General features: G+C 29.0%; 16 protein-coding genes. All 16 read left to right on the top strand.

What is annotated here, in order from left to right:
* Positions 1–52: 52 nt before the first annotated feature.
* Entirely contained in the window at positions 53–613 is a 561-nt protein-coding gene (locus BM119_RS06790; protein WP_090040031.1) for a zinc ribbon domain-containing protein, read from the top strand.
* A gap of 72 nt (positions 614–685) precedes the next feature.
* Positions 686–1375: a FadR/GntR family transcriptional regulator gene (locus BM119_RS06785; protein WP_090040029.1), complete on the top strand. Its 690-nt coding sequence runs from the start codon at positions 686–688 to the stop codon at positions 1373–1375.
* A 603-nt stretch (positions 1376–1978) separates the two neighbouring features.
* Positions 1979–2767: an electron transfer flavoprotein subunit beta/FixA family protein gene (locus BM119_RS06780; protein ID WP_090040028.1), complete on the top strand. Its 789-nt coding sequence runs from the start codon at positions 1979–1981 to the stop codon at positions 2765–2767.
* A 12-nt stretch (positions 2768–2779) separates the two neighbouring features.
* Positions 2780–3973 carry an electron transfer flavoprotein subunit alpha gene (locus BM119_RS06775; protein WP_090040026.1) on the top strand — a complete coding sequence of 398 codons (1194 nt, stop codon included), beginning with the start codon at positions 2780–2782 and terminating at the stop codon, positions 3971–3973.
* Between the two features lie 4 nt (positions 3974–3977).
* Complete coding sequence (locus BM119_RS06770; protein ID WP_090040024.1) at positions 3978–5378, top strand: FAD-binding oxidoreductase; 1401 nt, start codon at positions 3978–3980, stop codon at positions 5376–5378.
* A gap of 245 nt (positions 5379–5623) precedes the next feature.
* Positions 5624–6160 carry an RNA polymerase sigma factor gene (locus tag BM119_RS06765; protein ID WP_090040022.1) on the top strand — a complete coding sequence of 179 codons (537 nt, stop codon included), beginning with the start codon at positions 5624–5626 and terminating at the stop codon, positions 6158–6160.
* Between the two features lie 7 nt (positions 6161–6167).
* Entirely contained in the window at positions 6168–6938 is a 771-nt protein-coding gene (locus tag BM119_RS06760) for a hypothetical protein (RefSeq protein ID WP_090040020.1), read from the top strand.
* Complete coding sequence (locus tag BM119_RS06755) at positions 6939–7814, top strand: ABC transporter ATP-binding protein (RefSeq protein ID WP_090040018.1); 876 nt, start codon at positions 6939–6941, stop codon at positions 7812–7814.
* Between the two features lie 3 nt (positions 7815–7817).
* Positions 7818–9074, top strand: coding sequence for an ABC transporter permease subunit (locus BM119_RS06750; RefSeq protein ID WP_090040016.1), 1257 nt, complete (start codon positions 7818–7820; stop codon positions 9072–9074).
* Positions 9075–9091: 17 nt separating this feature from the next.
* On the top strand, positions 9092–10219 hold the full coding sequence (locus BM119_RS06745; RefSeq protein WP_090040014.1) for a hypothetical protein: 1128 nt from the start codon (positions 9092–9094) through the stop codon (positions 10217–10219).
* 416 nt (positions 10220–10635) lie between these two features.
* Positions 10636–12309 carry an AAA family ATPase gene (locus tag BM119_RS06740; RefSeq protein ID WP_090040013.1) on the top strand — a complete coding sequence of 558 codons (1674 nt, stop codon included), beginning with the start codon at positions 10636–10638 and terminating at the stop codon, positions 12307–12309.
* Between the two features lie 37 nt (positions 12310–12346).
* On the top strand, positions 12347–12475 hold the full coding sequence (locus BM119_RS06735; RefSeq protein WP_143087304.1) for a PDDEXK family nuclease: 129 nt from the start codon (positions 12347–12349) through the stop codon (positions 12473–12475).
* 425 nt (positions 12476–12900) lie between these two features.
* The gene (locus BM119_RS06730; protein ID WP_090040011.1) at positions 12901–13131 is read left to right on the top strand and encodes an AbrB/MazE/SpoVT family DNA-binding domain-containing protein; all 231 of its coding nucleotides are present in this window, start codon (positions 12901–12903) and stop codon (positions 13129–13131) included.
* 59 nt (positions 13132–13190) lie between these two features.
* Positions 13191–14693, top strand: coding sequence for a phytoene desaturase family protein (locus BM119_RS06725; RefSeq protein WP_090040010.1), 1503 nt, complete (start codon positions 13191–13193; stop codon positions 14691–14693).
* Between the two features lie 320 nt (positions 14694–15013).
* Entirely contained in the window at positions 15014–16822 is a 1809-nt protein-coding gene (gene pepF, locus BM119_RS06720; protein WP_090040008.1) for an oligoendopeptidase F, read from the top strand.
* A 35-nt stretch (positions 16823–16857) separates the two neighbouring features.
* Positions 16858–17091 carry a LysR family transcriptional regulator gene (locus tag BM119_RS20555; RefSeq protein ID WP_423230998.1) on the top strand — a complete coding sequence of 78 codons (234 nt, stop codon included), beginning with the start codon at positions 16858–16860 and terminating at the stop codon, positions 17089–17091.
* The last annotated feature ends 115 nt before the right edge of the window (positions 17092–17206 follow it).

Here is a 17206-nt window from a genome sequence, read left to right as displayed (position 1 = left end):
AAAATATTATTATATATAACTTTAATGATATAATATAAACAGGAGGCAAAATATGTTTTGTAATAATTGTGGGGAAAGAATAAATAATAATAGTGCTTTTTGTGGAGTATGTGGTGAAAGGGTAAATAATAAAAACCAATTAGCTAATATTAATTATGCAAATAGTAGTAGAAAAATGTATACTAAAAATAGAAAGAGAAATCCTATCGCTAAAATAGTTGCTATTTTAGTTTTATTGTTATGTGTAGGTGGAGTATATGGGTATAATAATTATATATCTGTAAATAGCTCTAGAGAAAAAGTATCTAGGGAATTTTTAATGAGTCTTAGAGATGCAGATTATGAGAGGTTTCTTAAAACTATATATATTTCATCAGAAGAGTATATAGATAATGCAAATGTGAAAAAAAATTTTTTAAAAGAAACTAGGGGATTTAGAAGCAAAGTAGTTGGAGAACTGGGAGAAGGCTGGGAAAATAAACTTATATACATCGAAAGACAAGGCGATAATAAAGTTGAGGTTTTATGTGATGGAAAAAGTATTATAGATATACCAACTGTAAAAATTAAAAATAAATATTATATAGATACATCATTGGAAGACTTAATTTAATATTTTGGTAAAAGATAAGAATATAAGTAATAGTTAGTTAAGTGAGCCAAAGGTCTTATTGGAGGAATATTAATGGTAGATGAAGTTAAAAACGAAAAGGTATATAGAAGTATTATTAATCATATAAAAGAAGAAATATTAAAAGGGAACTTAATGAAGGGAGATAAACTTCCTTCAGAAAGGGATATGGCAGATAAATTTAAGGTAAGTAGAGCATCGGTTAGAGAAGCTCTTATAGCTTTAGAAATGGTTGGTTTAATTGAAAGTAAAAGAGGTTCGGGTAGTTACATAAGAGAGTCTTTTGATAATAGTTTTTTTGAACCAATGTCTATAATGTTTATTTTAGAAAATATTTCAGTAAGATCCATATATGAGTTCAGATGTGCATTGGAATTGGAAGCTATAGTAATAGCAACTGAAAAAATAGAATATGAAGAAATACTAAATTTAGAAAATATATTAAATAATCTTATAAAGTCAGATAATGAAGAAAGTAAATCAGTTTTAGATAAACAATTCCACTATGCAATAGTAAAAGCTACAAAGAATTTTATTCTAATTAACTTCTATGAAACAATATCAAGACTTATGGATAATTTTATAAAACAATCAAGGGGAAAAATCTTATCTTCAAAGGGTAGTGAGGTTTTAATAGAATATCATACTAAAATTTTTAATGCTCTAAGGGATAGAGATACAAATTTATCATATAAAGAAATGAAAGGTCATTTTGAACTTATAAAACAATCATTAAATCTGTAGATTAAGTGAAATGATTTTTATGTGTTATTAGAAAATGAAATAATTTTACATAAATAACCAGTGGTTTTAAGCTACTGGTTATTTTTATGTTTTTAGAAAAATAAGAGTCTAATGAAATAAGAATTTTGGTTATAGGTGAGTATACTAAAACACTATACCTTTTATTTTGGTTTTTGTCTCATGGATATAACTTAAATAAAATTGGTTTTATAAGAAAATTATAAAATTACATTAATAAATTGTTTTATATTGTTGGAAATTTTGCTTTTAATTTAGATAAAGACGATATATATTATAAAAAGTATCAATAAGTTAAGACTTTTTTGAAAAAGTAATATTTAGTTAAATTTATAGCAAAATACCTATGAGAATATTAAGAAAATTAAAACTTATAAATTTTTTTAATTTTCTTAACTCCTTATATCAGAGGATGTAAAGGGTTTTATTATATTTTTAGAGAAAGTTATTTTTTTAACAATTGTAGAAAATGTTTACACCAGGGTATATAATGAAATTACAAATTGGTCTTACCAATTAGCTTTATTGGTAAGATGGGTCCAAGGATTAAGATTTAAATTAACATATATTGAAAGGGTGAGGTCAGTGAATATATTAGTATGTATAAAACAAGTTCCAGGAACTAATAAGGTAGAGGTTGATCCAGTAACAGGAGTACTTAAAAGAGATGGTGTAGATTCAAAAATGAATCCATACGATTTATATGCACTAGAAACAGCTTTAAAAATTAAAGAAGAAAAGGGAGGCACAGTAAAAGTTATTACTATGGGACCTCCACAGGCAACTAAAGTTATAAAAGAAGCTTATGCTATGGGAGCAGATGAAGGAACCCTTATTTCAGACAGAAAATTTGCCGGAGCAGATGTACTTGCAACATCTTATACATTATCTCAAGGGGTTTTGAAATCTGGAGAAGTTGATTTAATAATATGTGGAAAGCAAACAACAGATGGGGATACAGCTCAAGTTGGACCAGAAATGGCAGAATACTTAAATATACCTCATGTGTCTAATGTAAGAAAATTAATTGAAATTAAAGAGAAGTCAATTGTGGCGGAAATGGACATGCCAAATACAATAGAAGTTACAGAAATTATGTTCCCAGCATTAATCACTGTAGAAAAAGATATTTTTGAGCCAAGACTTCCTTCTTATAGAAAGAAAGTTGCAACAGAAGACAGAGAAATAAAAGTTGTAGCACTTAAAGATTTTAAAGATAAAGATGAAAATAAATATGGTCTTAATGGATCACCAACTCAAGTTGAAAGAATTTTCCCTCCTACAGTAAACGATAAGAGAGAAATGTGGACAGGTAGTGAAGAAGAGCTTACAAGCAAAATTTCATCAAAACTTAAAGAATTAAAGTTTGTTTAGGAGGTATTTATTATGGGTAAATTAGTTGTAAATCAAGAAAAAATTAATAATATAGATGAACTTATCAAAATTTGTCCTTTTGGAGCTTTAGAAAATGTAGGTGGAAAGTTAGATATAAACTCTAGCTGTAAAATGTGTAAACTATGTGTCAAAAAAGGACCTAAGGGTGCAGTAGAATTTGTTGAAGATAATGAAAAAGTTAAAATAGATAAAAGTAAATGGAATGGAATAGTTGTTTATGTAGACCATGTAGATGGAGAAATACATCCTGTAACTTATGAATTAATAGGAAAAGCAGAAGAACTTGCTAAGAAAATTAATCACAAAGTTTACTGTGTATTTATAGGAAACAACATTAAAGAAAAAGCAGAAGAACTTCTTCATTATGGAGTAGATGAAGTATTAGTTTATGATTATAAAGACTTAAAGCATTTTAGAATTGAACCTTATACAAATGCTTTTGAAAATGCAATAAAAACTATAAAGCCTGCAGCTATACTAGTTGGAGCAACTACAGTTGGTAGATCATTAGCTCCAAGAATAGCAGCAAGATTTAGAACTGGTCTTACAGCAGATTGTACAATATTAGACATTAAAGAAGATACTGACTTAGTTCAAATAAGACCAGCTTTTGGTGGAAACATAATGGCTCAAATAGTAACTCCAAATTCAAGACCACAGCTTGCAACTGTAAGATATAAAGTTATGGATGCACCAGAAAGAAGCGAAAAAGCATTAGGAAAAATAACAGTCTGCAGTTTAGAAGAAGACAAGCTTCAATCAAAATTAACAGTTTTAGATGTATTTAAGAAAGAGCAAGAAGTTAGTATTGCTGATGCAGAGGTTATAGTAGTAGCAGGTAGAGGTATAAAGGCTGAAAAAGATCTTCAAATGATAGAAGAACTTGCTTCATTACTTGGAGGAAAAGTAGCTGCAACAAGACCTTTAATTGAAAGTGGATGGTCAGACAGTAAAAGCCAAGTAGGATTAAGTGGAAGAACAGTAAGACCTAAATTAATAATAACTTGCGGAGTATCAGGGGCAGTTCAGTTTACCGCAGGTATGAATAATTCAGATTATATATTTGCAATAAACAAAGATGAAAAAGCTCCAATATTTAAAGTAGCACACTATGGAGTAGTTGGAGACTTATATAAAATAGTTCCACAATTAATCGAAGAAATTAAAATGGCTAAGGAGGCATAGTGCTATGACTTATAAAAATGTTGATAAAAAAGATTTAGAATATATAGTATCTTTAATAAATGATGAAGAAAGAGTTTTATTTGGTGAAAATATAAGTGAAGACTATAGTCATGATGAACTTGGTGCTGTAAAGAAAATGCCAGATGTTGTAATTAAAGTTTCTTCAACAGAAGAAGTATCAAAAATAATGAAATATGCTTATGACAATTCAATTGCTGTAACTCCAAGAGGTTCAGGTACAGGACTTGTTGGTGCAGCAGTTCCAATACATGGTGGAATAATAATAGATTTAACTTTAATGAATCAAATATTAGAATTAGATGATGAAAACTTAACATTAACAGTTGAACCAGGTGTACTTCTTATGGAAATAGCAAAATTTGTAGAGGACAATGACTTCTTCTATCCACCAGACCCAGGTGAAAAAACAGCTACTATAGCTGGTAATATAAATACTAATGCTGGTGGTATGAGAGCTGTAAAATATGGAGTAACTAGAGACTATGTAAGAGGATTAGAAGTTGTTTTACCTAATGGAGAAGTTATAGAAGTTGGTGGTAAGGTAGTTAAGAATAGTTCAGGATACTCAATAAAGGACTTAATAGTAGGTTCTGAGGGAACTTTAGGAATAATAACAAAGGCTATATTAAAGCTTTTACCATTACCAAAGAAGAAAATAAGCTTATTAGTTCCATTTGAAAACTTAGATACAGCTATAGAAACTGTACCTAAAATAATAAAATCAAAATCAATTCCAACAGCTGTAGAATTTATGCAAAGAGAAGCTATAGTTGCTGCTGAGAAGTTCTTAGGTAAGGCTTTCCCAGACAGCCAATCAGATGCATATTTACTATTAACTTTTGATGGAAATAGTGAAGAAGAAGTTGAAAAAGCTTATGATAACGTAGCTAAGATTTGTATCGAAGCTGGAGCAATAGATGTACTTATATCTGATACTGAAGAAAGACAAGAAGGTATATGGTCAGCAAGAGGAGCATTCCTTGAAGCTATAAAATCATCAACAACTGAGATGGATGAAGTTGATGTAGTTGTACCTAGAAATAAGGTTGCAGTATTTGTTAAGTTCATACATGAACTTGAGAATAAGTTTGATATTAGAATTAGAAGTTTTGGACATGCAGGTGACGGAAATCTTCATATATACATTTTAAGAGATGATTTAGATGAAACAACTTGGAATAAGAAGTTAAATGAAGTCATGGATTGTATGTATAAGGAAGCAAGTAATCTTAATGGCTTGGTTTCAGGAGAGCATGGAATAGGATATGCTAAGAAATCTTATTTATCTACATCTTTAGATAAAGAGTCATTGAATTTAATGAAAGCTATAAAATTATCTTTTGACCCTAAGAATATTTTGAACCCTGGTAAGGTGTGTCAATAGAATAGTGATTTTGTGAAGGCAGCTAAGTGTTTAGCTGTCTTTTTTTATAACTATTTTTCTTTGGACAATTTTTAAATTTTATTAAATGAATCTCTTCATTTAAAACTTCCTAAACAATTACTTGTAAGTAACTTACTATTTTCAGATATAATAAAATATATAAAAACTTTACATAAACTAAAACTATTTAAGTCTTAATTACGAATAAATAAATGAAGCTTCAAAAAGGAAATAAAGAGGTGCAAATGGAGGAAGAAAAACTAGTAAAACAGATAAGAAACAAGGGTGACAAAGATGCAGCTAACCAACTTATAAATAGCTATTATAAGTACATATATCTTTATGTATACAAGCAAGTAAATAATCAAGAAATCTCAAAGGATATAACGCAAGAAATATTCATAAGTATGTTAAGGTCAATAACGAGCTATGAAACAAAAAAAGCATCTTTTAAAACATGGCTCTACAAAATAGCCAGTAATAAAATCATAGATTATTATAGGTCAAAAAACTATAAGTACACCACAAAAATAGTTGGTATAGAAGAAATAGATATATCAAATACAAAAGACATTGAGGCAGAAATAATACAAAAGGAACACATAAAAGAAATAATAGACATAGTAAACAACTTAGAAAGCAACATACAACAAATATTCAGACTAAAAGTGTTTGGAGAAATGACATTTAAAGAGATATCAGAAATACTTGAGATAAGTGAGTCCACAGTTAAAACTAAATACTACAGTACAATAAAGAAAATAAAGAAGGAGTTAAAGTGAGGTAAAAATGAGGAAAGAAAACCTAGAAAATACACAGAATGAAATCCTAAAACTAGATTTTATAGATAATGAAATAGGGGAAATAATCAATAAAGGAATAAAGCCTAAAATAACTTTTTTCCAGTATATAAAAAACATGTATACAGAGTTAGGCTTTAAGGTAATATTCCACGACATAAAAGAACTATTAATACTTACAGCAATAATCATAGTATTTATCTTAAATATATCGGCTAACATAGTGTCTATAGAACAAATAAGAATAGAACAAGTATATGGAGTAATGTTTTGTACTTCACCATTAATTTACCTAGGAAACTCATTCTACTCATTCTTTAAAACAAAGCAAAGTGGAACATTTGAGCTAGAACTTACCTGTAAATATAATATATATCAGCTTGCATCACTAAGAATGTTTGCATTTTCAATAGTTACTGTATTAATCAACACAGGATTAATAATAATGCTATTTTTTTTAAATAGAGAAATAAACATCCTTAGAGCTTGGGGGATTTCAGTATCATCAGTATTCTTATTTTCAAGCTTACTATTATATATCGCAACAAAAATAAAGAATAGAATTTCAAAGTACATAGTAGTTGCTATGTGGATAATAGCGAATCTATGGATAAACTTATTTCATAAAGAATTAGCAATTATAATATTTTTAAAGCTACCAATGGTAGTACACTTAGGAATAACATTAATATGCACAATACTTTATATAAAAAGCCTAAAGAAGCTAACTTATATTAGAAGTAATAAGGGAGAGATATAGATGTTAATAGTTAACAATCTAACAAAGAAATTTGGGAATTTTACAGTTCTTGAGGAAATAAATTTAGAATTAATAAACGGAGTATATGGTTTATTAGCTCCAAATGGGGCAGGAAAGACAACCTTGATTAAGTTGTTATCAACCTTAATATTTCCAACTAAAGGAGAAATCCTTTATGATGGGGAGAATATAATAAAATTGGATGATTGTTATAGAGACATACTAGGATATTTACCTCAGGACTTTGGATATTACAAGAACTATACAGCAGAGGAGTTCCTAATATATTTATCAGCCTTAAAGGGAATTGAGGGAAGTAAGACTAAGGAGAGGGTAAGGGAATTACTAAAGCTAGTAGCTCTTGAGGATGTAAGCAAAAAGAAGCTTAAGAAATTTTCAGGGGGAATGATTCAAAGAGTTGGTATAGCTCAAGCACTTTTAAATGACCCCAAAATCCTAATACTAGATGAACCAACAGCAGGTCTTGATCCAAAGGAAAGAGTAAGATTTAGAAATCTTTTAAGTGAGCTTTCAAGAAATAGAATAGTAATTGTTTCAACTCATATAGTTTCAGACATTGAGTTCATTGCAAATGAAGTAATTATGATAAAGGATCACAAAATACTACATAAAGACAGCATTAAAAATATATGTAAAACAATAGATGGAAAAGTATATGAAACTGAAATAGAATTTGATAATGCAAGAGAATTTAGAAATAAACATATAGCACTATCGGAAAAGCAGGAAGATGGGAAAATGAAAATTAGATTTGTATCTAATGATGAATGTAACGATACTTGGGTAAAGGTATCACCTAACCTAGAAGACTTATTCCTTTATGAATATAGTGAATCTTTAGAAGGGAAAAAATAGCCTATGAAATTAATTAGGCATGAGTTTAAAAAGGTAATTACTTCAAAGGTATTATGGGGACTAACCATTATATTTATAATCTTTAATGGCTTTATAATATATGAAAAGTCATATAATAAGGACGAATTAAAGGTATTAAATAAAATAATAAGTAAAGTAGGAAATAAAATAACTCCAGAAATGAAGGGAAACTTTAAAGTGTATTATGAGGATGAATTTTCTAATGCTCAAAAAATAATTAAGGATAAGACATCTCTAGAATTTGATACTATAGGAGAATTTAATAGGACATTTACACCTAATAGTGAATTTACGACGAAAGAGTTAAAATTCATTGAAGAAGTTGGTATTGTAGAGGGTTATTATAATTCTATTGAGAATCTAGAAGTAGCTTATAATGATATAGAGATAATGAAGATTGCAGAAGGGATAATAGAAGAGGGACGACTAACAGGAACGGATGCGGAGGAGATAAGAAGTACCTATAAAAAGTTTGAGAAAAGGTTTAATGAATTAAAAGGAAATGAAGAACACAAGTATTTGTTTTTTATGGGAAAACCTTATAAAATGCACAGTTTATTATTTAAAGATATTTTTGGTAAATTAAATATTGAAATAGCAATAATAGTGGTTCTACTTACTACATTTTTATTAAATTATGAGTTTGAAAATAAAACACATCTTAATATTTATTCTTCTAAAAGGGGAAGAGAAAATATTAAGGATAAAGGAATAGCAGCTATAGTTTGCACATTGATTTTTACTACAGTTATCTTATTTTCAACCTTATTAATATTCTTTACAGTATTTGATTACTCAGGAATATGGGGAACTTCTGTAAATAGCTTTTTCAACTGGGAAAGTGGACTACCATATATGTGCTGGTGGAGCTTGCCAGTAATACAATATTTAGCTTCATTAATAGTTTTAATGTATATATTGCAATTAATATTTTCAGGAATAACATTTGTAATATGTAAATTTATAAGAAACACATATATGGTGTTTTTCGTTTTTTTTGTTATTTATGGTATAGGAATTGTATTGCCACAATTAGTATCAAGTAATCAAGGGTTATTTACTTTGTCATCCTTTACACCATATACCTTGGCATATAATCTAGCTTTAAGGTTCATGATGGTAGGAGCAGTATTTCCAATGAAGTTTTATGAAATTACTAATTTAAGTCTATGGATCATTGGAATATTTGATGCAGTTTTAGTATGTATAAAAAGCTTTAAAAAAGAAAGTATAGTTTAAAGACGAGGAGAATATAAATGAGAATTATAATAAATGAAATTAAGAAGATTTTTAATATTAAAATGATCCTTCTTATGATTGTTGGAGTTTTAATTTTATATAAGTTATATGCTTCATTTGAAATTGAGTATTTCCCAAATGGAAGACCTGATGGCGATACTTATAGGATAACGATTGAAATGCTAAATAAGTATGGAACCTCCATGGATGAGGATGAGTTTAAGGATTTAAAAATTTGGAGAGAAGAAAAGGAAATAGAAGCAGATAAATATTTAAGCTCTAGAGAAGAATTTACTAGTTTGAATATAGATACCTATAAGAAATTTCAAGAGAAAGATCATGAAGAAATACATGAATTAAGTAATAAAATCTTCTTTAAAGAAGGTGTAGATGTTTTTTGGGAGTTACAAGGCATGGACTCATTAATTGGGTTATATGAACATAAAGACAGCGTTATAGATAAAAGTCAAAAGAAAGCTTTAGAGAATAGAGAACTAGAAATTATCGAAAAGGAAAGTAATGAATCTATACTTACAAATATTATATTTGATAATTATAACAATTTTATAGGTGGTTTTGCTCTAATTATATTATTTTCAATAATTTTCATGCTATGTCTAATATTTATAAAGGATAGAGTGAATAAGGTTGAATATTTACAATATACAAGTTTTGTAGGAAGAGGATTATTTAAAAAGAAAATCATTGCAGGAGTAATTTCATCATTATTATTAACTACATTATTTATAGCTATAGCCTTTAAGTTATACGCTGGAAATAATACAAGTATGTTTTATAACTGCAACATTAATGGATTTTATAACCATACCTTTTGGTATGATTTAACCTTTTATCAATATATAGTTATAACTGTTGTACTAACATATATTTTATCAGTGATTACAGCTCTTATTACTATGTATTTATCAAGTATGGCTACAAGTTATATTAAGGTAATAGCAATGATTGTTCCTATTGGAGGAAGTCTTGTATATCTAGGTTATAATTCAATAATTACAAAAGGAATGTTTGTGTATGTCTCACAATTTAAGACTCCAATTATCTATGCAGTATTGATTATTAGTACTTGTATTTTAATAGTTAAGAAGTTAAGAAGGACTAAAAGGGTGGATATATTGTATTAAATTCATCTCTTTAGTCACATTTGTTAGTCTCTAAACTAATAAGTTTAGAGACATTTTATTCAGTTTATGAGTTTTATATAAGATCTATTCTTTCTTATTTTATAGACTCTATGAATTTAATGGCTTGGGTTCAGGAGATCATAGAATATGCTAAGGATCTTATTTATCTACGTCTTTAGGTAAAGAGTCATTGAATTTAATGAAACAGCAAAATTTCTGATAAATTATAAATTATTTTAAATAATAAATACACTATGTTTTAAATACTACAGTTTATATCTGCGGTTCTAAATAACTTTCAGCTATAAGTGGAAAAAATAATACTTTGTTTAATAGGTACAATAGATAGTATATAATAATAGTAATAGACTGTAATAATAAAAATAAAAGTTTGAAAGATACTTAGGAGGTAACTTATGAATTTTAAGCCCCTTCCAATAGGAGTAGATAATTTTAAAGATTTAATAATAAATAATTATTACTATGTAGATAAAACTTTATTAATTAAAGATATTATAGATAATAAAGCAAAGGTAAATCTTTTTACTAGACCAAGAAGATTTGGAAAAACTTTAAATATAAGTATGATAAAACACTTTTTTGAGGCTAATAAAGAGGATAATTCTTACCTTTTTAAAGATTTAAAAATAATGGCTGAAGGTGATAAATATACATCACAAATGGGTCAATATCCAGTGATAAATCTTTCTTTAAAATCAGCAAAACAACCAACCTTTGAATTAGCTTATGAATGTTTATTGAATGAAATTATTGATGAATTTAAAAGACATGATTATGTTTTAAATAGTGATAAATTAAGCTATGAAAAAGATGCTTATATAAATATTATCAATAAAAAAGAAAATAAAGGTAAGGTTGTAACTTCTATAAAATTTTTATCGCAATGTTTAGAAAAATATCATAATAAAAAAGTAATAATATTAATAGATGAGTATGATGTACCCTTAGAAAATTCTTTTTTCAGAGGATTTTATGATGAAATGATTGATTTTATAAGATCACTTTTTGAATCTGCACTAAAAACTAATGATTACTTAGAATTTGCAGTTTTAACAGGATGCTTAAGGATTTCAAAGGAAAGTATTTTTACTGGTCTTAATAACTTAGATATAATATCAATTTTAAATAAATATTATGATGAATATTTTGGTTTTAAGCCTGAAGAAGTTAATAATATGCTAAAGGATTATAACTTAGAGGGAAAAGAAGATATAGTTAAAGAATGGTATAATGGATACATATTCGGGGATGCTGAAGTTTATAATCCATGGAGCGTTGTAAAATATGTGAAAGATTTATATATTGATAAGGATGCTTTTCCTATATCATATTGGGCAAATACAAGTTCAAATAGCATCGTAAAAAGCTTAATAGAAAAAGCAGATGATGATACTAAAGCAGAAATCGAAGAACTTATTGCAGGAAAAATAATAGAAAAGCCTATACATGAGGATATAACTTATGGAGATATAGATACTTCTATGGATAATTTATGGAATTTCTTGTTTTTCACAGGTTACTTAAAAAAAGCATGGGTTAAAATGAATGAAGATAATGAAATAGTTGTAGGATTGACTATACCAAATGAGGAAATTAGAATAATTTATAAAAATACAATTTTAAATTGGTTTGATACAAATGTTAAAAGTCGTGATTTAACTAAGATGTATGATGCTATGTTAACTGGAGACACTGAAGCTTTTGAAAATGAATTAGTAGAGCTTTTAACAGAAAGTATAAGCTTTTATGATGCTTATGAAAACTTTTATCATGGATTCTTACTTGGAACTTTAGTTAATATAAAAAGATATATTATAAAATCTAATAGGGAATCTGGAAAAGGTAGGAGTGACATAGTAATAAGATATCCTAATAGGCGTGGTGCTGCAGTTATTTTAGAATTAAAGGTAGCAAAAAACATACGAGAACTAGAAAAGAAATGTGATGAAGCCTTAAAACAAATAGAGGATAAAGAGTACGATAAACCTCTATTAGAGGAAGGTTATACAAATATATTAAAGTATGGAATAACATTTTATAAAAAGGATTGTATGATTAAATCCAAGTAACCAAGGACATGATCTTGTAACAAAATTTAATTTATAAATGAAGTATGGTGCTAAGGAATATTGGATTATAAATCCTATGCAAAAAGCAATAACGGAGTATACTTTAAATTCAGAAGGGTTATACGAAAAGGCAGATATTAAAGTAGGTACTAGAATAATAGAATAAGTTGTTCTTGAAGGGGTTAAAGTGGGGTTAGAAACATTATTTTTATAAAATCTTAATTAATAGAATACAAAAGAGTGTCTAGATAAGAAAAACTTTACTAAATAAAAAGAAGCTTGATAACCAAGCTTCTTTTTTTCATGTATCATTTGATATAAAGATAAAAAAGAATATTAGTAAAAGTACGTGTTGTTTTCTTTCATGTGCCTTATGCATTTAAAGATTCTTTTGAGTTTACAGGATAATCTTTGGATTAGGGGCAATCAGGTTTGAGTGAAGTAATAAATAAGCGACATGTATTGCATATATTTATATTAATGTATTATATTTACAAATAATAATTTGAGGTGTATAATAAATATTACAAGTAATATAAGTAATACAAGTTATACCCAATATGCATATTGCACAAGAAAGAAGGAAGAAATATGAATATTAAAGTACCAGAAGGTAGATTTATAAGTACGGTAAAAGTGGGTGAAAAGGGTCAGATTGTAATTCCAAAAGGAGCCAGGGATTTATTTGATATAAAGCCCGGAGATACGTTGCTTTTGCTTGCTGATAAAGAACAGGGAATTGCTATTGTACAGAACGAAGGGTTCATGAATTTTGCAAATGAAATTTTTAAAGCACAGGAAAATCCTGAGGAAGCAGAGTAATAAGTAAAAGCATTCTGATATTGTAATATTATTTATTTTTGTTTGTAGTGGAGGTTAATATGAAAAAGAAAAAAATAGTAATAGTTGGCGGCGGTATCTCTGGTCTTACAGCGGGTGTTTACGCATTAAAGGCTGGGTTCGAGGCTGAAATATATGAAAAACACAGTATCGTGGGTGGTGAATGCACTGGCTGGGATAGGGAAGGTTATCATGTGGACAATTGTATTCATTGGCTAATTGGGACCAAAGAAGGATCCTGTCTTCATAATATCTGGAAAGATGTTGGGGCTTTAGAAAACGATTTAGAAATCATTCAAGCAGATAAAATGTACACTTCAGAACTCAATGGTGAAAAAATAACTTTTTGGAAAGATGTTGAGCGTACTGAAAAAGAATTGATAGATTTATCTCCTGAGGATGAAATGGAAATCAAGAAACTTATGAAATATGTAAGAATAGGGGAACATGCAAAAATTCCAGCAGACAAGCCACCAGAAATGATGAGTGCCATAGATTATATTAAATTAGGAGGTTCAATGAAAGATACAATGAAGTTATTTAAAGAGTTAGAAGGAAAAGATACAAAGGATTTGATGAACTGTTTTAAGCATCCCCTAATAAAATGTATGCTTTCTGATTTCTGTACAAAGGCTTCTTTGGCATATTCATTTCCAATGATGTATGGCAATTTCATTTCTGGAGATGGAGGTATACCAAGAGGTGGATCACGTGCAATGGCTTTTCGTATGCAAAGAAAATTTGAAAGTTTAGGTGGTAAAATTTGCACTAATGCTGATGTTGTAAAAATTGAAATAGGTGACAATGGAGAAGCAACAGGTATTAATTTGGCTAATGGAGAGCATATTAGTGCGGACTATATTATTTGTTCTTGTGATACAGATTATACGTTTGGACATTTGATTGATGAATCATATATGGATTCAATCTTAAGAGAAATGTATACAAATAGAAAAGCATATCCTGTTTATGGTATGTTCCAAATTGCCTTTTCAGTTAATAGCGACATTGATGCAATATGTGGAGAGATTATGCTTGAATGTAATAATATACAGGTTGCAGATTGGATGAGTGATAGGATGAGTATAAAATCATATGCCTATGAACCAAGTTTTGCTCCCAAAGGAAAACAAATCATACAAGTTCTAATTGGATTACAAGAAGAGGCATATGATTATTGGATGGAATTATATAAAAATAAAGATGAATATCAAAGTAAAAAGGAAGAAATTGCAAATAAGGTGCTTAAGAAAATCGAGGAGAGATTTATAGAATATAAAGGCAAAATGAAAATTCTAGATACTTGGACACCAGTTACGTATCATCGCTATTGTAATGCTTATAAGGGATACAATCAGAGCTTCATGATTACTAAATATAGTGCAAAGAATAAACATCCATCGGCGAACATCAAAGGAATTGATAATGTTGTTCTTGCAGGTCAATGGCTTAATCCACCTGGTGGACTACCAGTAGCAGCTATTCAGGGCAAATATTCTATCCAGAGAATCCTTAAAAAGGAGAAACGAAGCATTAAGATATAAAAGAAGATTATGAGCAATACACGTATAAGAACAAAATCAACTAAGGACAAAATAATAATATTTATACAAAGTAGCAGGCTGGCATATTTGCTAGTCTGTTTTTGAAAAACTAGGAAACATAGATATTTAATGAATATTTTATATTAGTACACGATAAAGCTACAGTTGAATTAGGAGAAAGTGGTAACTGAATTTCTAGAATGAATTGCATAGTAGATTTTAATTTATCTGTATCTAGGTGAGATAAATCATATAGACTAAATTAACAGTCAGGTGTAAAATGTAAATAATACCAAATTTAATATAAAGGGGGACTTAAAATGGGGAGGATTTTAAAAGAGAGAAAAGATGTAGATAAGTCACTTACTTGGGATTTAACTGCTATTTATGCAACAGAAGAACAGTATAATTTAGCTGTAAAAGATTTGAAAGAGCTTGTTTGGGAGATAGAAAAAGATTATAAAGGAAAGCTAAATACCCCAGAAAGTATTAATGATTGCTTGGATAAAATAAGAAAGGTAAATCAGCTTATGCACCTTACATCATATTATGGAAACCTTGCAGTTTCAGTGGATCATACTGACAATGAAAACCAAGACAGATTTATGAAATTTATGAATATAGAAGCTGATATTGGCAGTAGGTTGAGTTTTATAGACAGTGAAATCATACAAGGTGATGAAAATGTTATAGACAATGCAATAAGTCAATCAAAAGAAAACAAAAATTATTTAAATGATATAAAAAGAAATAAAGCTCATGCACTTCATCCAGAAGTAGAAAGGGTATTAGCTGCATTATCAGGAACATTAGAGTCTCCTTACAATATTTATGAAAGAGCTACGCTTGCTGATATGAATTTTAAAGACTTTACCGTAGACGGAGTGGAGTATCCTCTTAGTTTTGGACTTTTTGAAGATGAATGGGAATATGATAATGATACAAAGGTACGTAGATCTGCTTTTGAAGCATTTTCTTCTAAATTAAGAGAATATCAGAATACTGTAGCAGCTGCATATCAAACTCAAGTGCAACGAGAAAAAACAATGGCTACCCTTAGAGGATTTGATTCTGTTATAGATAGTTTATTATTCACTCAAAATGTTGATAAAGAATTATATAATAGACAGATAGACTTAATAATGGAGAAGTTAGCACCTCATATGAGAAAGTATGCTAAACTTCTTAAGAAAATTCATAAAATAGAAGAGATGACCTTTGCAGATTTAAAGCTTGCAGTTGATCCAGGATATGAGCCTGATGTAACTGTAGAGGAATCTAAGAAATATATTGAGGGAGCCTTATCTATATTAGGTGAGGATTATTTGGAGATAATTAAGAAAGCTTATGATGAGAGATGGATTGATTTTGTACAAAATAAAGGAAAGTCAACAGGAGCTTTTTGCGCTACTCCCTATGGAAGTCACCCTTTTGTTTTAATTTCATGGACTGACAAAATGAAAGAGGTCTTTGTATTAGCTCATGAACTGGGACATGCAGCACATTTTTATTTATGTAATCAAAGCCAGAATATATTTGATACAGGAGTTTCCACATATTTTGTAGAATCACCATCTACAATGAATGAGATTTTAATGGCAAATTATCTTATGAAAGTTAATGATAATCCTAGATTTAGGAGATGGGTTTTATCTACAATGATAGGATGTACCTATTATCATAACTTTGTAACGCACCTTTTGGAAGCTACTTATCAGAGAGAAGTATACAATATAATTGATCAGGGCGGAAGTGTCCAAGCTACAACACTTAATGAAATAAAGAAGGATGTACTTGAAAAATTCTGGGGAGAAGACGTTAAGATAATTGATGGGGCAGAACTTACTTGGATGAGACAGCCTCATTATTACATGGGACTTTACTCTTATACTTATAGTGCAGGACTTACTATAGCTACAGAGGTAAGCAAGAGAATTTTAAAAGAAGGACAGCCGGCTATAGATGATTGGAGAGCTGTACTTGAAGCAGAAGGAACTAAAACACCGGTGGAACTTGCTAAAATGGCTGGTGTAGATATAACTACAGAAAAGCCACTACTTGATACTATAGAGTATATTGGTAACATAATTGATGAGATAGTAAAATTGACTGAAGAAATAGAAGGTTAACTTTTGCTCAATCAAGTATATCTGAGCAAATTCGATTGTTGGAGAATGAATTTGGTTGTAAGTTATTTGAACGTCTAGGTAGGAATATTTGCTTAACTAATGAAGGTAATGAATTCTTAATTTATGCTGAAAAAATTTTAAGTTTTTGTGATGAATCAAAACAGAGTGTAGTAGGTGAATTGACCCCAATAGGTGCGTTGACTATTGCCACCGCTAAAACCCTCTGTGTATTTCGACTACCAGATTTGTTTAAAGAATATGTCTGCTAAAAAATATTCAACATGACATTTAATTCTTCAAATGACATTAGAAATCTTACAAAACTAAGCAATCTATAATGAAGATAATATATATTAGTGCATTTCTAAAGTTTATAGGAAATGG

The organism is Clostridium frigidicarnis, from assembly GCF_900111985.1.
In the GTDB taxonomy this organism is placed as follows: Bacteria; Bacillota; Clostridia; order Clostridiales; family Clostridiaceae; genus Clostridium_Z; species Clostridium_Z frigidicarnis.
Note: the sequence above shows the minus strand (reverse complement) of the source record. Positions and strands in the feature narration are given on the sequence as shown.